The organism is Streptomyces sp. NPDC104106, assembly GCF_055584345.1.
This window is the reverse complement of the sequence record NZ_JBVJMF010000014.1, coordinates 77,086-97,773: the sequence shown is the minus strand read 5'-3', so window position 1 is coordinate 97,773 and position 20,688 is coordinate 77,086. Positions and strand designations below refer to the sequence as shown.

Annotated in this window: 19 protein-coding genes and 1 pseudogene; 13 read left to right on the top strand and 7 right to left on the bottom strand. The window is 73.2% G+C overall.

Annotated features, from left to right (window positions below):
* Positions 1-15: 15 nt before the first annotated feature.
* The gene (locus ACZ60X_RS29125; protein ID WP_469604602.1) at positions 16-576 is read right to left on the bottom strand and encodes a hypothetical protein; all 561 of its coding nucleotides are present in this window, start codon (positions 574-576) and stop codon (positions 16-18) included.
* Positions 577-847: 271 nt separating this feature from the next.
* Here ACZ60X_RS29125 and ACZ60X_RS29120 point away from each other — a divergent pair, with 271 nt between their 5' ends.
* The 6 genes from ACZ60X_RS29120 to ACZ60X_RS29095 all read left to right on the top strand — a co-directional run bounded on the left by ACZ60X_RS29120 (position 848) and on the right by ACZ60X_RS29095 (position 7,267).
* Positions 848-1,702: a bifunctional methylenetetrahydrofolate dehydrogenase/methenyltetrahydrofolate cyclohydrolase gene (locus tag ACZ60X_RS29120; protein ID WP_469604600.1), complete on the top strand. Its 855-nt coding sequence runs from the start codon at positions 848-850 to the stop codon at positions 1,700-1,702.
* Positions 1,692-2,165, top strand: a complete 474-nt coding sequence (locus ACZ60X_RS29115) for a DUF3017 domain-containing protein (RefSeq protein ID WP_469604597.1) — start codon at positions 1,692-1,694, stop codon at positions 2,163-2,165. The genes ACZ60X_RS29120 and ACZ60X_RS29115 overlap by 11 nt, the downstream gene beginning before the upstream one ends.
* Positions 2,166-2,438: 273 nt before the next feature.
* Positions 2,439-3,548 carry a sensor histidine kinase gene (locus ACZ60X_RS29110; RefSeq protein WP_469604915.1) on the top strand — a complete coding sequence of 370 codons (1,110 nt, stop codon included), beginning with the start codon at positions 2,439-2,441 and terminating at the stop codon, positions 3,546-3,548.
* Positions 3,545-4,213, top strand: a complete 669-nt coding sequence (locus ACZ60X_RS29105; RefSeq protein ID WP_469604595.1) for a response regulator — start codon at positions 3,545-3,547, stop codon at positions 4,211-4,213. The genes ACZ60X_RS29110 and ACZ60X_RS29105 overlap by 4 nt, the downstream gene beginning before the upstream one ends.
* A 256-nt stretch (positions 4,214-4,469) precedes the next feature.
* Positions 4,470-5,840: a DUF2690 domain-containing protein gene (locus ACZ60X_RS29100; protein ID WP_469604593.1), complete on the top strand. Its 1,371-nt coding sequence runs from the start codon at positions 4,470-4,472 to the stop codon at positions 5,838-5,840.
* 437 nt (positions 5,841-6,277) lie between these two features.
* The gene (locus tag ACZ60X_RS29095) at positions 6,278-7,267 is read left to right on the top strand and encodes a malate dehydrogenase (protein ID WP_469604590.1); all 990 of its coding nucleotides are present in this window, start codon (positions 6,278-6,280) and stop codon (positions 7,265-7,267) included.
* An 89-nt stretch (positions 7,268-7,356) separates the two neighbouring features.
* Here the strand turns inward: ACZ60X_RS29095 and ACZ60X_RS29090 are convergent, their stop codons facing one another.
* Positions 7,357-8,211: a DUF5707 domain-containing protein gene (locus ACZ60X_RS29090; RefSeq protein ID WP_469604588.1), complete on the bottom strand. Its 855-nt coding sequence runs from the start codon at positions 8,209-8,211 to the stop codon at positions 7,357-7,359.
* A 135-nt stretch (positions 8,212-8,346) separates the two neighbouring features.
* The gene (locus ACZ60X_RS29085) at positions 8,347-9,294 is read right to left on the bottom strand and encodes a bifunctional helix-turn-helix transcriptional regulator/GNAT family N-acetyltransferase (RefSeq protein ID WP_469604586.1); all 948 of its coding nucleotides are present in this window, start codon (positions 9,292-9,294) and stop codon (positions 8,347-8,349) included.
* 378 nt (positions 9,295-9,672) lie between these two features.
* Between ACZ60X_RS29085 and ACZ60X_RS29080 the strand changes: the two genes are divergently transcribed.
* The 6 genes and pseudogenes from ACZ60X_RS29080 to ACZ60X_RS29055 all read left to right on the top strand — a co-directional run bounded on the left by ACZ60X_RS29080 (position 9,673) and on the right by ACZ60X_RS29055 (position 17,487).
* Entirely contained in the window at positions 9,673-10,137 is a 465-nt protein-coding gene (locus ACZ60X_RS29080; RefSeq protein WP_469604582.1) for a MarR family winged helix-turn-helix transcriptional regulator, read from the top strand.
* 176 nt (positions 10,138-10,313) lie between these two features.
* Positions 10,314-11,834 carry an aldehyde dehydrogenase family protein gene (locus ACZ60X_RS29075; RefSeq protein ID WP_469604580.1) on the top strand — a complete coding sequence of 507 codons (1,521 nt, stop codon included), beginning with the start codon at positions 10,314-10,316 and terminating at the stop codon, positions 11,832-11,834.
* A 44-nt stretch (positions 11,835-11,878) separates the two neighbouring features.
* Positions 11,879-13,396: pseudogene (locus ACZ60X_RS29070) on the top strand (GMC family oxidoreductase); the annotation flags it as partial.
* Between the two features lie 83 nt (positions 13,397-13,479).
* On the top strand, positions 13,480-14,583 hold the full coding sequence (locus tag ACZ60X_RS29065) for a quaternary amine ABC transporter ATP-binding protein (protein WP_469604577.1): 1,104 nt from the start codon (positions 13,480-13,482) through the stop codon (positions 14,581-14,583).
* The gene (locus ACZ60X_RS29060) at positions 14,583-16,520 is read left to right on the top strand and encodes an ABC transporter permease (protein ID WP_469604575.1); all 1,938 of its coding nucleotides are present in this window, start codon (positions 14,583-14,585) and stop codon (positions 16,518-16,520) included. Before ACZ60X_RS29065 ends, ACZ60X_RS29060 begins: the two co-directional genes overlap by 1 nt.
* Position 16,521: 1 nt before the next feature.
* Entirely contained in the window at positions 16,522-17,487 is a 966-nt protein-coding gene (locus ACZ60X_RS29055; protein WP_469604572.1) for an ABC transporter substrate-binding protein, read from the top strand.
* A 252-nt stretch (positions 17,488-17,739) separates the two neighbouring features.
* Here ACZ60X_RS29055 and ACZ60X_RS29050 read toward each other — a convergent pair whose 3' ends face one another.
* The gene (locus tag ACZ60X_RS29050; protein ID WP_469604569.1) at positions 17,740-18,036 is read right to left on the bottom strand and encodes a hypothetical protein; all 297 of its coding nucleotides are present in this window, start codon (positions 18,034-18,036) and stop codon (positions 17,740-17,742) included.
* Here ACZ60X_RS29050 and ACZ60X_RS29045 point away from each other — a divergent pair.
* Entirely contained in the window at positions 18,026-18,760 is a 735-nt protein-coding gene (locus tag ACZ60X_RS29045) for an LAETG motif-containing sortase-dependent surface protein (protein WP_469604566.1), read from the top strand. The two genes, ACZ60X_RS29050 and ACZ60X_RS29045, sit on opposite strands and share 11 nt — an antisense overlap.
* Positions 18,761-18,987: 227 nt before the next feature.
* Here ACZ60X_RS29045 and ACZ60X_RS29040 read toward each other — a convergent pair whose 3' ends face one another.
* From ACZ60X_RS29040 to ACZ60X_RS29030, 3 genes are read right to left on the bottom strand one after another with little or no spacing between them, the layout of a single operon-like run.
* On the bottom strand, positions 18,988-19,713 hold the full coding sequence (locus ACZ60X_RS29040; protein ID WP_469604564.1) for an isocitrate lyase/PEP mutase family protein: 726 nt from the start codon (positions 19,711-19,713) through the stop codon (positions 18,988-18,990).
* On the bottom strand, positions 19,710-20,150 hold the full coding sequence (locus ACZ60X_RS29035) for a carboxymuconolactone decarboxylase family protein (protein ID WP_469604562.1): 441 nt from the start codon (positions 20,148-20,150) through the stop codon (positions 19,710-19,712). The genes ACZ60X_RS29040 and ACZ60X_RS29035 overlap by 4 nt, the downstream gene beginning before the upstream one ends.
* Positions 20,147-20,656, bottom strand: a complete 510-nt coding sequence (locus tag ACZ60X_RS29030; protein ID WP_469604559.1) for a carboxymuconolactone decarboxylase family protein — start codon at positions 20,654-20,656, stop codon at positions 20,147-20,149. The genes ACZ60X_RS29035 and ACZ60X_RS29030 overlap by 4 nt, the downstream gene beginning before the upstream one ends.
* Between the last annotated feature and the right edge of the window lie 32 nt (positions 20,657-20,688).

The following is a 20,688-nucleotide window of genomic DNA, read 5'->3' as shown; positions in this document are numbered from 1 at the left end:
GTGCCGGACGCGGGCTCAGTAGCGCGGGCGGTTGAACCAGGCCTTGCCGTTGGCGCCGCCCACGAAGCAGGCGACGAGGATCGCCATCACGGTGTACACGAGGCCCACGAGGACGAACGGGTACAGGCCGAGGATCGCCGTGATGATGCTGAACACCATGGTGGTGACGCGTACGCCGTTGCCGCCCGTGTTGAACTTCGCGGCGAGGACGGCCGCGAACACGCCCCAGGCGATCGCGAACAGCGTGAAGGCCACCAGCACGCCGGTGCCGTACTCCGCGAACTTCTGGAAGGAGGCGTTGTCCTGGAGGGTGGCGTCGTTCTTCGCGCGGTTCACGATCGCCGCGTAGAACGCGAACAGGGCGGCGCCGGGCACCTGCAGGCCGACGATCACCCACATCATCACGCGGGCCGCGCTGACGTTGCCCGGCATCGCGGTCATCGGGGCGCCGACGCCGTACGGCTGCTGGACCGGCGGAGCCGCCGGGTAGCCGTAGCCGGGCTGCTGGCCCTGCGGGTAGCCGTAGCCCTGCTGCTGGGGCGGGCCGTACGGGTTGTTGGGGTCGCCGAAGCTCATGGCGGTGTTTCCTCCGTTGGTCGAGTGCGGGGACGAGGCGCGGCACGGCACGGAGGAAGCGTTTCTACAGATGCGGTCCGTCCCCCCGATGAGCTGCCCGCTGCACTGTGTGCTCATCGTTCTTGACCGGATATGGGCTTGTCCAGCCGGAGGGTGGAGGTGTTGTGCAAGTGCAACACACTTGATCAACGTATGGGCCGGGTGGTATCGGGAGGGCAGCCGGGGCCACCCGGATTGGAACCGGGGGCGGGTCATCCGCGAGGATGGGGGTATGACCGCCCAGATTCTCGATGGCAAGGCCACCGCAGCCGCGATCAAGTCCGATCTGACCGCCCGCGTGGCGGCGCTGAAGGAGAAGGGCGTCACGCCCGGCCTCGGCACGATCCTGGTCGGGGACGACCCCGGCAGCCAGAAGTACGTCGCGGGCAAGCACCGCGACTGCGCGCAGGTCGGCATCGCCTCCATCCAGCGCGAACTGCCCGCCACCGCCACCCAGGAGGAGATCGAGGCGGTCGTCCGCGAGCTGAACGAGGACCCGGCCTGCACCGGCTACATCGTCCAGCTGCCGCTGCCCGAGGGCATCGACGAGAACCGCGTCCTGGAGCTGATGGACCCGGCCAAGGACGCCGACGGCCTCCACCCGATGAACCTCGGCCGCCTCGTCCTGAACGAGCCGGCCCCGCTGCCCTGCACCCCCAACGGCATCCTCACCCTGCTGCGCCGCCACGGCGTCGAGATCAAGGGCGCCGAGGTCGTCGTGGTCGGGCGGGGCGTGACCATCGGCCGGCCGATGCCGCTGCTGCTCACCCGGCGCAGCGAGAACGCCACCGTGACCCAGTGCCACACCGGCACCCGCGACCTGTCCGCCCACCTCAAGCGCGCCGACATCATCATCGCGGCGGCCGGCTTCCCGCACCTGATCCGCGCCGAGGACGTCAAGCCGGGCGCCGCCGTCCTGGACGTCGGCGTCTCCCGCAACGCCGAGGGAAAGATCGTCGGCGACGTCCACCCGGACGTGACCGAGGTGGCCGGCTGGATCTCCCCGAACCCCGGCGGTGTGGGCCCGATGACCCGGGCGCAGCTGCTGGTCAACGTGGTCGAGGCGGCGGAGCGCAGTGCCGGCTGAGGGCGCCCGCGGCGCGCGGAACGCCGTCGCGGACGCCGGCACCCACGGGCCCGCCGGGAAGCCCCCTCAGCGGACCACGCGCCGCTTCCCGCGCATCACCCGCGACACCGCCCGGCCCGAGGGCGGCGGCCGGGCCGCGTCCGGTGACGCGCCGGCCCCCGCCCGGCAGTGGCCGTTGCTGGTCGTGGTGGGCACCGCCGCGCTCGGCCTGCTGCTGACCTCGCTCGGCATGTTCCGCTCCGGCAGCCTGCTGGTCGGCGTCGGCCTGCTGGCCGGCGCGGTGCTGCGCTGGATCCTGCCGGGCGTCGGCATGCTCGCCGTCCGCTCCCGGTTCACGGACATCGCCACCTACGGCGTCCTCGGCCTCGCGATCGTCCTGCTGGCGATGATGGCCCAGCCCAAGCCATGGCTGGAGATCCCGTTCCTCAAGGACTTCCTGCACGTCACACTCAGCGACAAGTAGCCCCCCGCGCAACGCCGGTGGCCCGCGCCTCCCCCCGGGACGCGGGCCACCGGCGTATCCCCCGCACCCGACGACGGTACGGCCGGCCGGCCGCCACCGCGTCCGTCCACGGGCTGAACCGCCGTACGCCCCGGGGAGGTGGACAGCCGCCGCCTGCGACTTCCGCGGTACCGCGCACGGTTGACTCCCGCGGCCGACCTCGGGCGTTACCCTGCGGCGGTGCGACCGCCGACCCCCCGCCCGCTCGTCGTGGACACGCTGATCGCGGTCGCCATGGCCGTGGTCGCCGTCCTGCTCGGCCGGGAGTCGCACACGCAGGGCTGGCCCGATCCCGACGCCCGCGCCTACGGCCTGATCGCCCTCGCGCACCTGCCGGTCGCCCTGCGCGGCCGCCGGCCCCTCGCCGTCTTCGCCGTCGTCGAGGCGGCCGCGCTCGTGTACGTCACCCTCGGCTACTGGCCGGTGGTGTGCACCTTCGGCCTGATGCTCGCGCTGTACACCGTGGCCTCCCTGCGCCCGCTGCGCACCGCCCTGGCCTGCGCGCTGTGCATGGCCGGGCTCTGGGTGTACGCCGGCGTGGTCAGCCACACGCCGTCCATGGCCTCCGTGGTGGGCCAGGCGCTGCTGTACTGCTCGGTGCTGGTCTGGTTCGGCCACCTGGCCCGCCGCTCGGCCGAGCTGACCCGGCGGCTGCGCGCCGAACAGGCCGAGCGGGCCCGGCGGGCGGTCGCCGAGGAGCGCGGCCGGATCGCCCGCGAACTGCACGACGTGGTCGCCCACCACATGTCGGTGATCTCCGTGCAGGCGGGCCTCGCCCGCTTCGTCTTCGACTCCGACCCCGGCACGGCCCGCGGCGCGCTCGGCACCATCGCGGACACCAGCGGCGAGGCCCTGGAGGAACTGCGGCGCATGCTCCAGGTGCTGCGCGAGGAGGACCCCGAGGCCCCCGAGCGGGCCCCCATGCCCACCCTGGACCGGATCGGCGACCTCCTCGACCGGGTGCGGGCCGGCGGGCTGCCCGTGGACCTCGCCGTCGAGGGCACCGCCCGACCGCTGCCGCCCGGCGTCGAACTGTGCGCCTACCGCGTCGTCCAGGAGGCCCTCACCAACGCCCTCAAACACGCCGGACCCGCCCACGCGCGCGTGGAACTGCGGTACGGCCCCCACGAACTGGCCGTGCGCGTCACCGACGACGGGGAGGGGGTGAAACCGGACAGAGTCTCCCGGGGGACCGGACACGGCTTGATCGGCATGCGCGAACGGGCCAAGCTCTACGGCGGGACGATCAGAGTCGGCCCACGCGCCGCGGGCGGCTACGAGGTCCAGCTGACCCTGCCCACCTCGGCCACCGACTCACGGCGGGGGGACGACCGTACGGCATGATCAGAGTGCTCGTCGTGGACGACCAGTTCCTCATCCGCGCCGGACTTGTCGGCCTGCTGCGGGCCGCGCCCGGCTTCGAGGTGGCGGGGGAGGCGGGCGACGGCGCGGAGGCGGTGCGGCTCGCCGCCGAGACCCGGCCCGACGTCGTCCTCATGGACATCCGGATGCCCGGCATGGGCGGTATCGAGGCCACCGAGCGCATCCTCGCCGAGGCCGACGGCCGCCCGCCCCGGGTGCTGGTGCTGACCACCTTCGACCTCGACGAGTACGTCTACGGCGCGCTGCGCGCCGGCGCCTCCGGCTTCCTGCTGAAGGACTCGGGGCCGGAGCGGCTGCTGGCGGCGGTCACGGCCGTCGACGGCGGCGACGCCCTGTTCGCGCCCAGCGTCACCCGGCGCCTGGTGGAGGCCTTCGCCCGGCAGCAGACGCCTTCCGCGTCCGACCCGGCCCCGCCCGACCTCGGCGTGCTCACCTCCCGCGAGGTGGAGGTGCTGAGGCTGACGGCCCGCGGGCTGTCCAACGGCGAGATCGCCGACCGCCTCTACATCTCCGAGGCCACCGTCAAGACCCACCTCAACCGCACCATGTCCAAGCTCGACCTGGGCAGCCGGGCCCAGGCGGTCGTGCTCGCCTACGAGACGGGACTGGTGACGCCCGGCGGGTGAACGGCGGCCCCCGGGGCGGTGGTTCGCCCCCACCCCCGAAGAGGGACGAACCGCCGCCGCGTGTGCAGCCTTCCGCCTGTGAACTGCCTGTTCAACGCCTGTCTTCGCGCTGTGGCACGGAAGTGACCGTTCCGCTACGGTGTCCGCGCGCCGTCCATGCCCCCGTGCGCTCCCGCTGCGGGAACTGCGATCCCCGGGCAGGGCATCCTTGTGGGTAGCCAGGACGGGACACACCGGGGAGAGCAAGGGGGAAACGATGCCTCGCTGGAAAGAGCTGCCCGAGGATCTGGACCCGCAGATCAAGGAGTTCACCGGCCAGATGCGACGGCTCGTGGACCGCGGCGGGCTGAGCGTCGCCGCGCTGGCCGACCGCACGGGCTACAGCAAGACGTCCTGGGAGCGGTACCTGAGCGGCCGGCTCCTCGCGCCCAAGGGCGCCGTCGTCGCGCTCGCCGAGGTCACCGGCACGAACCCCGTCCACCTCACCACCATGTGGGAGCTGGCCGAGCGCGCCTGGAGCCGCGCGGAGATGCGGCACGACCGCACGATGGAGGCCATACGCATCTCCCAGGCGCGCGCGGCACTGGGGGAGTTCGGGGCGGCGGAGGCGACGGGGGGACCGTCGGGGCGGGGACTCACAGGCCTGTCCGGGCGGAAGAACGGCAGTGCCACGGCGCGGCCCGGGATCGCCGGTCCGGCCGGTGTGTCACCGACGATTCCCGCCCAGCCCTCCGGGCCGGACGCGGACGTCCGGGACGGAGCGGGCCGTGACCGGGGCGACGGCGCGGGCGCGGGCAGTGGCTCGCGCGCGGGTGTCGGCCTCGCCGACGCCGGGGGTGGCGGCGCGGCCGGGGGCACGGACACCGGCTCGGACGCGGCTGCCGGTGCGGACGCGGGTTCCGGCCGTGGCGCGGTGAACTCGTGGGGGCTGGCCGGGTTCCAGGGACCGTCGTCGGCGACCGCCCGGCCGGGCTCCGGCTCGGGTTCACCGGTGGGCGCCGGTGACGGTGCCGGTCCCGACGGCGGCGTGCGGGGCGCCGGCGCGGCCGGCGGGACCGCCCCGGCGCCGGGAGGCGCGAAACCGCCGTACGACGTACCGGCGCCCGGGGCCGTCGCGGGAACGCCGGCGGGCAGCGGCAGGCGGCAGCAGGTGACGATGTTCCTCGCGGGGCTCGTCAGCGTGCTCCTCGTCATCGGCGCCGTCTTCTTCTTCACCCACCGCGACGGCGGCACGCGCAAGGGCGCGGCCAAGCCGCCGTCGCCGGCCGCGACCCGCCACCCGAGCCTGCCGCGCGGGGTCAAGTGCGCCGGGTCCGCCTGCGCCGGCAAGGATGCCGAGACCATGGGGTGCAGCGGCGACCTGGTGAGCACCGCCAAGTCCGTCACCGTCGGCGGCACGACCCTGGAGGTCCGCTACAGCAAGGCCTGCGGCACCGCCTGGGGCCGGATCACCGGCGCCGCGCGGGGCGACACGGTGGAGGTGTCCGCGGGCACGGACCGCCAGAAGGGTGAGCTGACCGCCGTGGGTGACGCCATCGCCTACACCCCGATGGTCGCCGTGAAGAGCGCGGCGGAGGCCAGGGCCTGCGCGACCCTCGCCTCGGGACACACCGGGTGCACGAAGTAGCCACGACACGAACGACCGGCGAAGCGCGCCGGCCGCGACCGGGGAAGGCCCGCCGAACGGCGCTCGCGTGACACGGTGCGGGTGAATGTCCGAAACGGCGTGCATGGTCCGGCGGATCCGGGGCACGCGAACGACATCCCCCCATGGGAGTCCGGCACGCCGGACACCTCCCCCCACCGGCGGCCGCCTTCCGTCCCCCCTCTCCCGGACCGGCGGCCGCCATTCGCGTCCGGTGCCCCGTCCGCCGCTGCGTTCAGCCAGGTGACCGCCCGAAATCGGCCCGGTGTCCGCCTTGTGGGGTGAGCCACACGGCCCGGGACGTCTCGCATGCCGGATGCGCGATAGCCTGACCGCTGGATCGATCTCTTGACGCCAAGAGATCGATCATCCGCCCGGGGCCGGGAAGCCCCATCGCCAGCTGTCATACGGAGAACGCCATGACCCGCACTCCCGTGAACGTCACCGTCACCGGCGCGGCCGGCCAGATCGGTTACGCCCTGCTCTTCCGCATCGCCTCCGGCCAGCTGCTCGGCGCGGACGTGCCGGTCAAGCTGCGCCTGCTGGAGATCACCCCCGCGCTGAAGGCCGCCGAGGGCACCGCCATGGAGCTGGACGACTGCGCCTTCCCGCTGCTGCAGGGCATCGACATCACCGACGACCCGAACGTCGCCTTCGACGGCGCCAACGTGGCCCTCCTGGTCGGCGCCCGCCCCCGCACCAAGGGCATGGAGCGCGGCGACCTGCTGGAGGCCAACGGCGGCATCTTCAAGCCGCAGGGCAAGGCCATCAACGACCACGCCGCCGACGACATCAAGGTCCTCGTCGTCGGCAACCCGGCCAACACCAACGCGCTCATCGCGCAGGCCGCCGCGCCGGACGTCCCGGCCGAGCGCTTCACCGCGATGACCCGCCTCGACCACAACCGCGCGCTGACCCAGCTCGCGAAGAAGACGGGCACCGCGGTCGCCGACATCAAGCGCCTGACCATCTGGGGCAACCACTCGGCCACCCAGTACCCGGACATCTTCCACGCCACGGTCGCGGGCAAGAACGCCGCCGAGGTGGTCAACGACGAGAAGTGGCTGGCCGACGAGTTCATCCCGACCGTCGCCAAGCGCGGCGCCGCCATCATCGAGGCCCGTGGCGCCTCCTCGGCCGCGTCCGCCGCCAACGCCGCCATCGACCACGTCCACACCTGGGTCAACGGCACCGCCGAGGGCGACTGGACCTCCATGGGCATCCCGTCGGACGGCTCCTACGGCGTACCGGAGGGCCTGATCTCCTCCTTCCCGGTCACCACCAAGGACGGCGCCTACGAGATCGTCCAGGGCCTGGAGATCAGCGAGTTCTCCCGCGCCCGCATCGACGCCTCCGTCAAGGAGCTGGCGGAGGAGCGCGAGGCGGTCCGCGCCCTCGGCCTCATCTGAGCGTCGTCCCCGGCGACTTCGCCGGAGAGAACCCCATGTGCCCGAAGGCCCCGGAGTGTTCCGGGGCCTTCGGCCGTGTGTGGGCGCGTTCAGCGCACGTCGACGTAGTCGTACGCGTCCGCGGTGGACGAGGTGCTGTTGCCCGCGTAGTGGAAGCGCCAGGTGCCGTCCGCCGAGGCGGTGACCGTGGTCTTCAGGTAGCCGCTGGAGGAGGACGTGATCGTCTTGACGGTGGTGCAGGAGCCGGCGCCCGCCTTCTTGAGCTGCAGCTGGACGGACTGGCTGCCGTAGCCGTAGTACTCCAGGCAGGTCCAGCTCGCGCGCTTCAGCGTGCCGGTGACGGTGATGGTCCTGCCCTTGGCGACCGGCTCCGGGCCCGCGTCGAAGCCGCCGAAGCTTGCGGCGCGCTTGGCCCAGTGGTTCTTGTAGACGTCCGTCTGGAGGTGGTCGGCGTCGTTGCCGACGGCCCACGCGGAGACGTTCCACTTGCCGTTCAGGGCGCTGTCGTACAGGTCGTCGGCGGGGTCGACCGTGATGGTGATCTTGCAGGTGGCCGCGGTGGCGCTCCACTTGTCGCAGGTGGCGTCGTTGTCCGTGGCGAGGACGCCGTCCACGTCGGGGTTGGCCTCGTCGAGGCTGGTGCCGTGCCACAGGAACGCCCCGGCCGTGTAGATGCCGGAGGGGTCGTTGGCGGTCACGTAGATGGTGAAGGCCTTCTTGCCGACACCGGCGACGAGGTCCTTGCCCGCGTTGACGGTGACCTTGGCGACCTGGGTGTCGCCCTTGACGTCGTCGGCCGGGGCGCCGCCCACGGAGGGCGAGGCCGCCAGCTCGGCGGCGGTGTCCGCCGGGTTGCCGGCCGCGTGGGCGGCCGGTGCGACGAGGGCGGTGAGCGCCACGGCACCGGACACGGTCGCGGTGGCCAGGCTGGCTCGAATGCGCATCTGCGTTCCCCAAGTTGACAGCGTGCCGCACGCTCGGTGGGGGCGCGTGCGGCACGAGTGGTGTGTGGGGACCCTGGTGACTCCGATGCGAGGACCCACGAAGGTAAGGAACGGTTGTACACGGGTGAAAGAATCTCAAGTGCGGCGTGTCGCCCCGCTCTTCAGCCGCTTCTCGAACCAGTGGTCGGCGTGGACGTTGTCGCCGTAGCGCGGGATCTCCGTGTAGCCGCACGCCCGGTACATCGTCCGCGCCTCGGTGAGCGCCGCGTGCGTGTCCAGGCGTACGACGTCCAGGCCGCGCGTGCGCGCCTGGTCCTCCAGGCCGGCCAGCAGCCGCCGCGCGAGCCCCAGTCGCCGGGCCTCGGGGGCGACCCACACGTGCCGGATCTCCCCCATGCCCGGCGCCGGCCGCCGCAGGGCGCCGCAGCCCACCGGCCGCCCCTCCTCGTACGCCACCAGGAAGGCGCCCGCCTCTCCGGTCACGTCCTCGGGGCCGACCAGGTCCGCCGCGTCGAAGCCCTCGGGGAAGCGCGCGTCCAGCTCCGCCGCGTACGCGTCCAGGCAGGCCCGCGCGTCCGGTGCGTCACCGGCCACGACCTCCACCGAGATCCCCGCCAGCCGCAGCAGCCGCTGCGCGGTGGCCAGCGCGCCGGTCAGCTCGGTCCGCTGGGCGGGGGTCAGGCCCCGCAGCAGGCCGGCGACGAGCGCGTCGGAGCGCCGGTGCTGCTCGGCGACCTCCGCGCGACCCGTCGGGGTCAGCTCGACGGTGCGCAGCCGGCTGTCGTGCGCGGGCACGCCGACCCGCACCAGGCCCTCGGTCTGCAGCGCCTTGGTCATCCGGGTCAGGTATCCGGCGTCCAGTCCGAGCCGCGCGCGCAGCTCCCGCAGAGAGACCCCGCCCTCACCGGCGGAACCGATCTCGAACAGCAGCCGCGCCTCGCCGAGCGGCCGGTCCTGTCCGAGGTAGTGCTCGTCCAGGGCGCCGATGCGGCGGGTGAAGTAGCGGTTGAAGCTCCGGAAGACGGCGACGTCCTCGCCGGCGACCGGCCGGCCCGTTCCTTGACCTGAGTCAATGATCTGCATTCTTTGACCATAGTCAGAGAATCCGGTCCCGTCCATGGTGGTGCGGGCTTTCGGCGGCGGTGCGGGTGGTTCGTGGTGGTGCGCGTCGTCGGCGGCGGCACCGGCCGTCGATCGCGGTGCCGCCTGCCCGTGGTGGTGCGGGCTTTCGGCGCCGGTGCGGGGGTGTCGGCGGTCGGTGCCTCGTGTCCCTGGCGGTGCGGGTTGTCGGTGGGGCGGTGTGTGCCGTCCGGGCGGTGCGGGCCGTCGGTGATGGTGGCGGCCGTCGAGCGCGGTGGCGTTCCGTGCGGGCCGGCGCGAGGCCGGAGCGGTGGTCCGGCCCGCTCACCCGTTCGCGGCGCGTGCGAGGCGCCGCGGTGGCGGTGCTCCTACCGTGGCCGCATGACGACCGTCCCCGTTTCCCCCGCCCCTTCTGCCGTCCAGCCCGTCGGCTACTGGACCTGGGTCGCCCACCGGGCCGTCGTACGCCGTCTGCGCGCCGCCCTGGCCCGGATCGACCTCACCCAGCCGCAGTGGTGGGTCCTGAAGGACATCGCCGCCGAGTCCGCGCCCCGCACCCCGGCCGAGCTGCGCGAACGCCTGGCCCCGCACCTCGACGCCGGGCCGGAGGTGATCGGGTGCGCCCTCGACACCCTGGTCGCCCGTGACTGGCTGACCGTCGGCGAGGACGGCAGGGTGCGCGCCACCGACGCCGGCCGGGAGGCCACCCGGCGCGCCGTGGACGTCCTCGGGCGGGTCCGCGCCGAGATCCACGACGGCATCCCGGAGGAGGAGTACGCCGTCGCGCTGGACGTCCTGCGCCGGATGATCCGCAACCTCGGCGAGGAGCCCGACCTGACGCCCTGACTCTCCGCGCAGCCAGCCTTCTTTGTCCCTTTTCGCCCGCATTTTCAGTGACGCGGCGCACTTTCGTCCCCCGATTGCGCATGCCTTCCACCGGCTCGGGCAGGCGCTCGCGGTCCCCGAGCGTGGCAGTGGTGTGACGCAGGGGCGCGGATCAGGAACGGAAGGCAACACCGATCATGGCGAACGGAACGGAACGACAGGCCCAGGCGACCATCCACGCGGGGGGCGAGTGGCTGGCCGCCGCCTCCGGGGCCACACGCGAGATCCTGGACCCCGCGGACGCCCGGCCGTTCGCCGTGGTCGCCGAGGGCGACGAGAAGGACGCGGAACGGGCGGTCGCGGCCGCCCGGCAGGCCTTCGACCACGGGCCCTGGCCCACCACCCCGGTCGCCGAGCGCGCCGCGCTGCTGCGCCGCGTCGCCGACCTCCTCGTGCGCGACCGCGAGGCGCTCGGCCTGCTGGAGAGCCGCGACGCGGGCAAGACCGCCGAAGAGGGGCGCGTCGACATCGACTGCGTCGCCGACGCCTTCCGGTACTTCGCCGACCTCGTCGCCGCCGAGGCGCCCGGCCGGGTCGTGGACGCCGGTTCCCCCGACGTCCACAGCGTCGTCGTGCACGAGCCGGTGGGTGTGTGCGCGCTGATCACCCCCTGGAACTACCCGCTGCTCCAGGCGAGTTGGAAGATCGCCCCGGCCCTCGCCGCCGGCAACACCTTCGTGGTCAAGCCCAGCGAGATCACGCCGATGACCACCGTCGCGCTGATCGGGCTGCTGGCGGAGGCAGGCCTGCCCGCCGGGGTCGCGAACCTCGTCACCGGCCCCGGCCACACCGTCGGCGCCCGGCTCGCCGAGCACCCCGACGTCGACCTGGTCTCCTTCACCGGGGGACTGGTCAGCGGTACCAAGGTCGCCCAGGCCGCCGCGCCCACGGTGAAGAAGGTCGCCCTCGAACTCGGCGGCAAGAACCCCAACGTCGTCTTCGCCGACGCCTGCGCCACGGACGAGGGCTTCGACACCGCCGTGGACCAGGCCCTCAACGCGGCCTTCATCCACAGCGGCCAGGTCTGCTCGGCCGGCGCCCGGCTCATCGTCGAGGAGTCGGTCCGCGAGCGCTTCGTCGCCGAACTCGCCCGGCGGGCCCAGCGGATCAGGCTCGGGCGCGGCACCGCCGACGGCGTCGAGTGCGGCCCGCTCGTCTCGGCGGCGCAGCGCGAGAAGGTCGAGGGGTACGTGGCCTCCGCGCTCGCCGAGGGCGCGGTGCTGCGCTGCGGCGGCAAGCGGCCGGAGCCGAGCGAGGACCGCCCGGAGTCCGGGTACTTCTACGAGCCGACCGTGCTCGACGCCTGCCACCGCGAGATGCGGGTCGTGCGCGAGGAGGTCTTCGGACCCGTCCTCACCGTCGAGACGTTCCGTACCGAGGACGAGGCCGTCTTCCTCGCCAACGACACCGAGTACGGCCTCGCGGGCGGCGTGTGGAGCGCCGATCCGGGCAGGGCCCGCCGGGTCGCCGGCCGGCTGCGCCACGGCACCGTCTGGATCAACGACTTCCACCCCTACCTCCCGCAGGCGGAGTGGGGCGGCTTCGGCCGGAGCGGCACCGGCCGCGAGCTGGGGCCCGCCGGGCTCGCCGAGTACCGCGAGACCAAGCACGTCTACCAGAACCTCGCGCCCCGGCCCGTGCGCTGGTTCGCCGGCTGACCCCCGCCTCCCTCCCCGGAAACACCCCCTGGAGTAGCACGCCCATGTCCCACCCCCCCCACCTCTACGACTACGTCGTCATCGGCGGTGGCACCGCCGGGTCCGTCATCGCCTCCCGCCTCACCGAGGACCCGGACGTCACCGTCGCCGTCATCGAGGGCGGCCCGAGCGACGTCGGCCGCGACGACGTCCTCACCCTGCGGCGCTGGATGGGCCTGCTCGGCGGCGACCTCGACTACGACTACCCGACGGTGGAGCAGCCACGCGGCAACTCCCACATCCGGCACAGCCGCGCCCGCGTCCTCGGCGGCTGCTCCTCGCACAACACCCTCATCTCCTTCAAGCCGCTGCCGTCCGACTGGGACGAGTGGGAGGAGGCCGGCGCCAAGGGCTGGGGCGCCGTGCCGATGGAGGCGTACTTCGCCCGGCTGAAGAACAACATCGTCTCCGTCGACGAGAAGGACCGCAACGCCATCGCCCGCGACTTCGTCGACGCCGCCCGGTCCGCACTCGGCGTGCCGCGCGTCGAGGGCTTCAACAAGAAGCCCTTCACCGAGGGCGTCGGCTTCTTCGACCTCGCCTACCACCCCGAGAACAACAAGCGGTCCTCGGCGTCGGTGGCGTACCTGCACCCGGTGATGGACGAGCGTCCGGGTCTGCACATCTTCCTGGAGACCTGGGCGTACCGGCTCCAGCTGGCCGGCACCCGCGCCGAGGGCGTGCACGTGCGCACCAAGGACGGCGAGGAACTGCTGATACGCGCCCGCAACGAGGTCGTGCTGTGCGCCGGCGCCGTCGACTCCCCCCGCCTGCTGCTGCACTCGGGCATCGGACCGCGCGCGGACCTGGAGGCCCTCGGCATCCCCGTCGTCCTCGATCTGCCGGGCGTCGGCGAGAACCTGCTCGACCACCCCGAGTCGGTGATCGTCTGGGAGACCCACGGGCCGATCCCGGAGAACTCCGCGATGGACTCCGACGCGGGCCTGTTCGTGCGCCGCGACCCCGGACACGCGGGTCCGGACCTGATGTTCCACTTCTACCAGATCCCGTTCACCGACAACCCGGAGCGGCTGGGCTACGAACGCCCGCCGTACGGCGTCTCGATGACCCCCAACATCCCCAAGCCGAGGTCGCGCGGCCGGCTGTACCTGACCAGCGCCGACCCGGGCGTGAAGCCCGCCCTGGACTTCCGGTACTTCACCGACGAGGACGACTACGACGGCCGCACCCTGGTCGACGGCATCCGCATCGCCCGCGAGGTCGCCAGGACCGAACCGCTGGCCGGCTGGCTCAAGCGCGAGGTGTGCCCCGGTCCGCAGGTCACCGGCGACGAGGAGCTGAGCGAGTACGCCCGCAAGGTCGCGCACACCGTCTACCACCCGGCAGGCACCTGCAAGATGGGCGCCGTCGACGACGAACTCGCCGTGGTGGACCCGGAGTTGAGGGTGCGCGGGCTGGAGGGCATCCGGATCGCCGACGCCTCCGTCTTCCCGACCATGCCCGCCGTGAACCCGATGATCGGGGTGCTGATGGTCGGTGAGAAGGCCGTGGACCTGATCGGGGAGAGGGCCGTCGAGCCGGTCGGGGGGACGGCCGTCGGGTCGATCGGGGGGACGGCCGTCGGGTCGATCGGCGGTGGTGCCCGATGAGCGCCGTGACCCCCGCCGTCCCCACCCGCAAGCCGCCCACCGGCACCGGCCCGGACACCCCCGTCTTCTCCGTCTCCGGCCTGTGGAAGGTCTTCGGCCCGAAGGCCGAGCGCGTTCCGGCCGACCCGGAGCTCACCGCGCTGGACCCCGCCGACCTGCGTGCCCGCACCGGCTGCACCGCCGCCGTCCGGGACGTCTCCTTCGACGTCCGCAAGGGCGAGGTCTTCGTCGTCATGGGCCTGTCCGGCTCCGGCAAGTCCACCCTGGTGCGCTGCCTGACCCGGCTCATCGAGCCGACCGCCGGCACCATCGCCATCGACGGCGAGGACGTCCGCGCCATGGACAAGGCCCGGCTGCGCGTGCTGCGCCGGCACCGCGCCGCCATGGTCTTCCAGCACTTCGGGCTGCTCCCGCACCGCTCCGTCCTCGACAACGTCGCCTACGGCCTGGAGATCCAGGGCGTCGGCCGGGCCGAACGCCGCGAGCGCGCCGCCGAGGTCGTCAGGAAGGTCGGCCTGGAGGGCATGGAGAAGCGCCGCCCCAGCCAGCTCTCCGGCGGCCAGCGCCAGCGCGTCGGCCTGGCTCGGGCGCTGGCGGTCGACCCCGAGGTGCTGCTCTTCGACGAGCCCTTCAGCGCCCTCGACCCCCTCATCCGCCGTGACATGCAGGACGAGGTGGCCCGGCTGCACCGGGAGGAGGGCCGCACGATGGTCTTCATCACCCACGACCTCGCCGAGGCCCTCAAGCTCGGCGACCGCATCGCCCTGATGCGGGACGGCCGGGTCGTCCAGCTGGGCACCCCCGAGGAGATCGTCGGCTCCCCGGCCGACGCCTACGTCCGCGAGTTCGTGCGGGACGTGCCGCGCGAACAGGTCATGACCGTCCGTACGGCGATGCGCCCGGCCGGCCCCGGCGAGGCGGCCGTGGGCGCGGCGATCGCCCCCGAGGCCACGGTCTCCGAAGCGATCGAGGCGGTGGCCCGCACCGGCGCCCCGGCCCGGGTGATGGCCGAGGGCCGCTGCCTGGGCGTCGTGGACCACGAGCAGCTGCTGGACGTGGTCGCCGGCGTGACGGACGCGCCCACCCCGGAGGCTGTCTGATGGCCACGCTCACCGTCTCGGCCGCCCACGGCGCCACACCGAGGATCCTCAGAAGCCGGGCCGTCGGCAAGCTCCTGCTGCTCGCCCTGGTCACCGCCGTCCTGCTGCCCGTCCTCAGCCGCTGGGGCAACGGCGGCTGGCCGCACGAGCTGACCGTCAGCCTCGCGGGGCCCCTGACGTCGGCCAGCAACTGGGTGATCGACAACCGGGACAGCCACCCGCTGTTCCTGTACTTCTTCGGCTACATCAGCAACGGCGTCGTCCTCTGCGTCCGCGCCGTCTACCTCGCCCTGCTCGCCCTGGGCTGGCCCGGCGTCACGGTCCTCGGCGCCCTCGTCGCCTGGCGCGTCGCCGGGGTCCGGCTCGCCGCCGGCACGGCCGCCGCCTCCGTGGCGTGCGGCGCGCTCGGCATGTGGGTGCCGACCATGCAGACCCTCGCGCTCATGGTCGTGGCCGTCCTCGCCTCCGTGGCCGTCGGCGCGCTGCTCGGCCTCGCCGCCGGCCTGTCCGACCGGCTGGACCGCGCCCTGCGCCCGGTGCTGGACACCATGCAGGTACTCCCGGCCTTCGCCTACCTCCTCCCCGTCGTCCTGGTCTTCGGCATCGGCGTCCCCGCGGCCGTCCTCGCCACCGTCGTCTACGCCGCCCCGCCGATGGCCCGCCTCACCGCGCTCGGCCTGCGCGGCGCCGACCCCGAAGTCCTGGAGGCCGTGGAGTCGCTCGGCGCCACCCGGCGCCAGCGGCTGCTGACCGCCCGTATCCCGCTGGCCCGCGGGGAACTCCTGCTCGGCCTCAACCAGACGATCATGATGGCGCTGTCCATGGCCGTGATCGCCTCCGTCATCGGCGCCGGCGGCCTCGGTGACCGCGTCTACCAGGCGCTCGCCTCGGTCGACGTCGGCCAGGCCCTCGCGGCCGGCATCCCGATCGTGCTGCTCGCGATCGTCCTGGACCGGGTGACGGCAGCGGCCGGCGCCACCGGGAAGAACGGTTCGCAAACGATCGGCTGGGCGTACGCCCTCGCCGTCACCGCGGCCGCCGCCCTGGCCGCCCGCCTGCTGCACGGCCTGGACTGGCCCACCGGCTGGACCCTGCAGATCGCCGCACCCGTCAACCGCGCCGTCGACTGGATGACCAACCACCTCTACTCCGGCGTCCCCGTCATCGGCGGTACGGCCGACTGGGCGGGCCACTTCACCACCTGGGTCCTGGACCCGGTCCGCGGCGGCCTGCAGTGGCTGCCGTGGTGGGCGGTGCTGCTCGTGGTCGCCGCGCTCGCCTGGCTGATCGGCACCTGGGCCACCGCCCTGACCGCCGTCCTCGCGATGGCCGCGATCGGCGTGCTCGGCGTCTGGGCCCCCGCGCTCGACACCCTCTCCCAGGTGCTGGCGGCCGTCGCCGTCACCCTGGTCCTGGGCTTCGCGACCGGCATCGCCGCCGCCCGCAGCGACCGCGTCGAGCGGGTCCTGCGCCCGGTGCTGGACGTCTTCCAGACGATGCCGCAGTTCGTGTACCTGATCCCCGTCGTCGCCCTCTTCGGCGTCGGGCGCGCGCCCGCCGTCGCCGCGGCCGTCGTCTACGCCCTCCCGGCGGTGGTCCGGATCACCGCGCAGGGCCTGCGCCAGGTCGACCCGGCCGCGCTGGAGTCGGCCCGCTCGCTCGGCGCGACCGGCCGGCAGCAGCTGTGGCAGGTCCAACTCCCGCTCGCCCGGCGGTCGTTGCTGCTCGCCGTCAACCAGGGGGTGGTACTGGTCCTCGCCGTCGTCATCATCGGCGGTCTGGTCGGCGGCGGCGCCCTCGGCTACAACGTCGCCTTCGGCCTCGCCCAGGGCGACCTCGCGACCGGTCTGGTGGCCGGTGCCGCCATCGTCTGCCTGGGCCTGATGCTGGACCGGGTGACCCAGCCGACCGAACGCCGCGCGGGAAAGGGAGCCTGACATGCGACGTCGTACGACCACCGCCGCGCTGGGCGCGCTGGTGCTGCTGACCGCGACCGGCTGCGGCGCCGCCGACATGACCAGACAGGCCTCGCCGTTCGCGAACGCCGGCGGCGCGAAATCCGTGACCCTGTCCGTGCAGTCCTGGGTGGGCGCGCAGGCAGACGTGGCCGTCGCCCAGTACATCCTGGAGCACAAGCTCGGCTACCGCGTCGACACCGTGCAGGTCGACGAGGTGCCCGCCTGGGACGCGCTCAGCCAGGGCCGCGTCGACGCGATCCTGGAGGACTGGGGCCACCCCGACCAGGAGAAGCGGTACGTCCAGGACAAGAAGACCATCGCCCGCGCCGGCGACCTCGGCGTGACCGGCCACATCGGCTGGTTCGTGCCGACCTACCTGGCCGAGCAGCACCCGGACATCACCGACTGGAGGAACCTGAACAAGTACGCCCCCCTCTTCCGCACCGCGGAGAGCGGCGGCAAGGGCCAGCTGATGGACGGCTCCCCGTCCTACGTCACCAACGACAAGGCCCTGGTGGACAACCTGAAGCTCGGCTACCAGATCGTCTTCGCCGGTTCCGAGGCGGCGCAGATCACCCAGATCAAGCAGTTCGCCAAGGAGAAGAAGCCCTTCCTGACCTACTGGTACTCGCCGCAGTGGCTGTTCAAGAAGGTCCCCATGACGGAGGTGAAGCTGCCGCCGTACAAGGACGGCTGCGACGCCGTCCCGGCGAAGATCGCCTGCGCGTACCCGCACACCCCGCTGCAGAAGTACCTCAACGCGGACTTCGCCAGGTCGGGCGGCATCGCGGCGGCCTTCCTGAAGAAGTTCCGGTGGACGACCGAGGACCAGGACGAGGTCTCCCTGATGATCGCCGAGCAGAAGCTGTCGCCCCAGGAGGCGGCGAAGAGGTGGGTGGACGGCCATCCCGACGTGTGGAAGAGGTGGCTGCAGCGGGGAGCGTGAGCTTCCCCGTCGTGAGCTTCCCCATAGAGAAAAAACAGGGACGGAGGGCAACTGCCCCTTTCGTCACTCCCGTGACCATCGGCCGGGTCATGAACATGTAATGGCCGGGTAATGGCCGGGTAATGGCCGGAATCCGCCTGTCGGCAGGTGCCGTAACACGCCCTCCGCCCGGGCTTACGATCGGCACCTGCCGCACCGCGTGCCCCCACCACTGCGACGGCCTCTCGTCTTCTTTTCTTTTCCCAGAAGAGGTCACATGAAGCTTCGCCGTGCCCTGGTGGCGGTCGCGACGACCGCTGCCGTAGCGCCCGCCGCACTGATGACGGCAACCCTGGCCCACGCCGATGACGGCTCGACCTCGGCGGCCCCCACGAGCAGTGCCTCCGCCGCCGTCTCGCAGGCGCCCTCGGCCGGCTCCTCGGCGAGCACCGCCCCCGCCGCGAGCGACTCGGCCCCCGCGGCCGGGAGCACGCCCGCCTCCGCCGCGTCCTCGGCCGCCTCGGCGCCCGCCTCCGCCGCGCCGAGCGCCATGCCGAGCGTGGAGCCCACCGACGTGGCGTTCTGCAACGACCAGAACCCGCACTACAAGGCCACCCTGCGCATCGCGCTGAGCGGCCTGCCGGGCAAGATCGCCAAGGGCAGTGGCTGGCACCCGTTCACGATGTCGGTGACCAACCCGTCGAAGGACGCCATCAAGGACATCACGCTCGCCGCCGGTGTCGGCCAGCTGAACAGCCAGAACCCGTTCACGCTCAAGCAGGTCACGCTGCAGGCGTTCGACCCGGACGCCAAGCAGTGGTTCGACGTCACGGACGACGGCACGTACGCCCTCGGCTCCCTGGGCCCCGGTGACCTGCCCGGTCACACCACGGTCGACCTCGCCTTCCGGCTGAACGTCACGCCCAAGGCCCCGGTCGGCAAGGCCCTCACCATCGGTCTGGGCGTCTACCCCGACACGAAGAACAACTGCGTCGCGACGGGCACCGCCTCCTACAAGATCGACATCGTGGCGCCGGGCACCAGCACCACCGGCTCCAAGCCGGTCCCGCAGACCGGTGGCGAGGCCCCGCTGCCGTCCAAGGCCCCGGCCAAGACCGGCAGCTCGCACGTCGTCCCGGTCTCGGACACGACCGCGGCGGCCAAGGGCTCGCTGGCCCACACCGGTACCTCCTCGGCGCTGCCGCTGATCGCCGGCATCGGCGGCGCGGCCGTGGTCGTCGGCGCCGGCGCGGTCTTCGCCGTACGCCGCCGCAGGACGGGCAGCGCCGCCTGACCTCCTGAACAGGTCGCGAACCGGCCGGGGCCCGCGTCCGCGCGTCGGATGCGGGCCCCGGCGCACGGCGGCCGCGCACGACCGCCGCGAGGGCCGCACCGGCACCGTCGGCCTCGCGGCCCCCGGGGCGAACCCCCGCACCACGGCCGGCCCGGACCGCACGGGCCGCGGATGAGCGTCGCGGACCCGGCCCCGCCGCGAGAGCGAGCCGGCCGGACCCGCGGCCGCTACCGGGCGATCCCGTCCGCGATCTCCCGCAGCGCGGCCGTCGCCGCCCGCTGCAGGCCCGGCCCGAACGTGACCCGGCCGGCCCCGAGTTCGCCGAGCGCGGCGGGCGAGGGGCCCGTGCCGTCCAGGCGGGCGTTGATGTTGAGCGGGCCCTGGACGCCCGAGCGCAGCAGCGGCAGCACCTCCGCCGGGGCGAGGATCGGATAGACGCAGTCCGCGCCCGCCGCCACGTACAGCGCCGCCCGCTCGATGGCCCGCTCAGGGTCCTTGTCGCCGTGCACGAAGGTGTCGACGCGGGCGTTGAGGAACAGCCGGCCGGCCGCGGCCGCCGCGAACTCGGCCAGGAACTCGGCCTGTTCACGCGGATCCTTGAGCACACCCCCGACGGAGTCCTCAAGGTTGCAGCCGACCGCGCCGGCCTCGAGCAGCCGCTCCACGATCTCTCTCGGCGGGAGCCCGTACCCGCTCTCGATGTCCGCCGACACCGGAACGTCCACCGCCCGGGTGATCCGGGCGACCGCGGCGAACATCTCGCCGGCCGGGGTCGACCCGTCCTCGTACCCGAGCGACGCGGCCACCCCCGCGCTCGGCGTGGCCAGCGCCGGGAAGCCCGCCGCCGCGAACACCCGGGCGCTTGCCGCGTCCCACGGCCCCGGCAGGACCAGCGGATCGCCCGGCGCGCGCCCCCGGTGCAGCGCGCGGAACACCTCGGCCTTGTCGCTCACGGCTGGTGACCCCCTGGCGGTACGCGGCGGCTGACCATCAGGCGGTTCCAGCCGTTGATGACGGTGATCAGGCCGATCAGGTGGGCGAGTTGGGCCTCGGTGAAGTGGCGCGCGGCCCGTTCGTACACCTCGTCCGGCACGCCGCCGGTGAGCAGGGTCACGGCCTCGGTCAGCGCGAGCGCGGCGCGCTCCCGCTCGCTGTAGAGGTCCCCGGCCTCCTCCCAGGCGTCCAGGAGCTGGAGGCGGTCCTCCGACTCCCCGTTCCTCCGGGCGACGCGCAGGTGCATGTCCAGGCAGAACGCGCAGTGGTTGATCTGCGAGGCCCGGATCATGACCAGTTCGGCCAGCGCGGGATCGCCGAGCCCCTTCTTGGCGGTCGCGCTGAGGGCGGACATCGCCTGCCCGACCTCGCGGTCCAGCAGCTGGGTACGGCTCACGTGTGCTGCCCCGGCTGGTAGTGGCCCGGCACCGCGCGCGTGGTCACACCGAACCGGTTCCACGCGTTGATCACCGTGATCCCGGCGATCAGCTGGGCCAGCTCGGCCTCCTCGAAGTGCTCGGCCGCGTTCTCGTACACCTCGTCCGGCACGAAACCGTCGGTCAGCACGGTGATCGCCTCGGTCAGCTCGATCGCCGCCAGCTCCTTGGCGGTGTAGAAGTGCTTCGACTCCTCCCACGCGCTCAGCTGCACGATCCGCTGGACGCTCTCGCCGGCCGCCAGCGCGTCCTTGGTGTGCATGTCCAGGCACAGGGCGCAGTGGTTGATCTGCGAGGCGCGGATCTTCACCAGCTCGTACAGCGCCGGGTCCAGGCCCTGCCCGGCCGCCGCGTCGAGCCGGACCATCGCCTTGTAGACCTCGGGTGCCGCCTGCGCCCAGCGCATCCGGGGGGTGTGCTCGGGGACGTACGGGTCCTTGTCGTCCGCAGTGGTCTCAGTGCTCATGGCTTCGACCCTACGGGCGAGGCAGCCCAGGA

Bases quoted from the DNA above. Each gene is read 5' to 3' on its own strand.
- ACZ60X_RS29125 (WP_469604602.1), bottom strand. From the start codon at position 576: ATGAGCTTCGGCGACCCCAACAACCCGTACGGCCCGCCCCAGCAGCAG.
- ACZ60X_RS29120 (WP_469604600.1), top strand. From the start codon at position 848: ATGACCGCCCAGATTCTCGATGGCAAGGCCACCGCAGCCGCGATCAAG.
- ACZ60X_RS29110 (WP_469604915.1), top strand. From the start codon at position 2,439: ATGGCCGTGGTCGCCGTCCTGCTCGGCCGGGAGTCGCACACGCAGGGC.
- ACZ60X_RS29105 (WP_469604595.1), top strand. From the start codon at position 3,545: ATGATCAGAGTGCTCGTCGTGGACGACCAGTTCCTCATCCGCGCCGGA.
- ACZ60X_RS29100 (WP_469604593.1), top strand. From the start codon at position 4,470: ATGCCTCGCTGGAAAGAGCTGCCCGAGGATCTGGACCCGCAGATCAAG.
- ACZ60X_RS29095 (WP_469604590.1), top strand. From the start codon at position 6,278: ATGACCCGCACTCCCGTGAACGTCACCGTCACCGGCGCGGCCGGCCAG.
- ACZ60X_RS29090 (WP_469604588.1), bottom strand. From the start codon at position 8,211: ATGCGCATTCGAGCCAGCCTGGCCACCGCGACCGTGTCCGGTGCCGTG.
- ACZ60X_RS29085 (WP_469604586.1), bottom strand. From the start codon at position 9,294: ATGCAGATCATTGACTCAGGTCAAGGAACGGGCCGGCCGGTCGCCGGC.
- ACZ60X_RS29080 (WP_469604582.1), top strand. From the start codon at position 9,673: ATGACGACCGTCCCCGTTTCCCCCGCCCCTTCTGCCGTCCAGCCCGTC.
- ACZ60X_RS29075 (WP_469604580.1), top strand. From the start codon at position 10,314: ATGGCGAACGGAACGGAACGACAGGCCCAGGCGACCATCCACGCGGGG.
- ACZ60X_RS29065 (WP_469604577.1), top strand. From the start codon at position 13,480: ATGAGCGCCGTGACCCCCGCCGTCCCCACCCGCAAGCCGCCCACCGGC.
- ACZ60X_RS29060 (WP_469604575.1), top strand. From the start codon at position 14,583: ATGGCCACGCTCACCGTCTCGGCCGCCCACGGCGCCACACCGAGGATC.
- ACZ60X_RS29055 (WP_469604572.1), top strand. From the start codon at position 16,522: ATGCGACGTCGTACGACCACCGCCGCGCTGGGCGCGCTGGTGCTGCTG.
- ACZ60X_RS29030 (WP_469604559.1), bottom strand. From the start codon at position 20,656: ATGAGCACTGAGACCACTGCGGACGACAAGGACCCGTACGTCCCCGAG.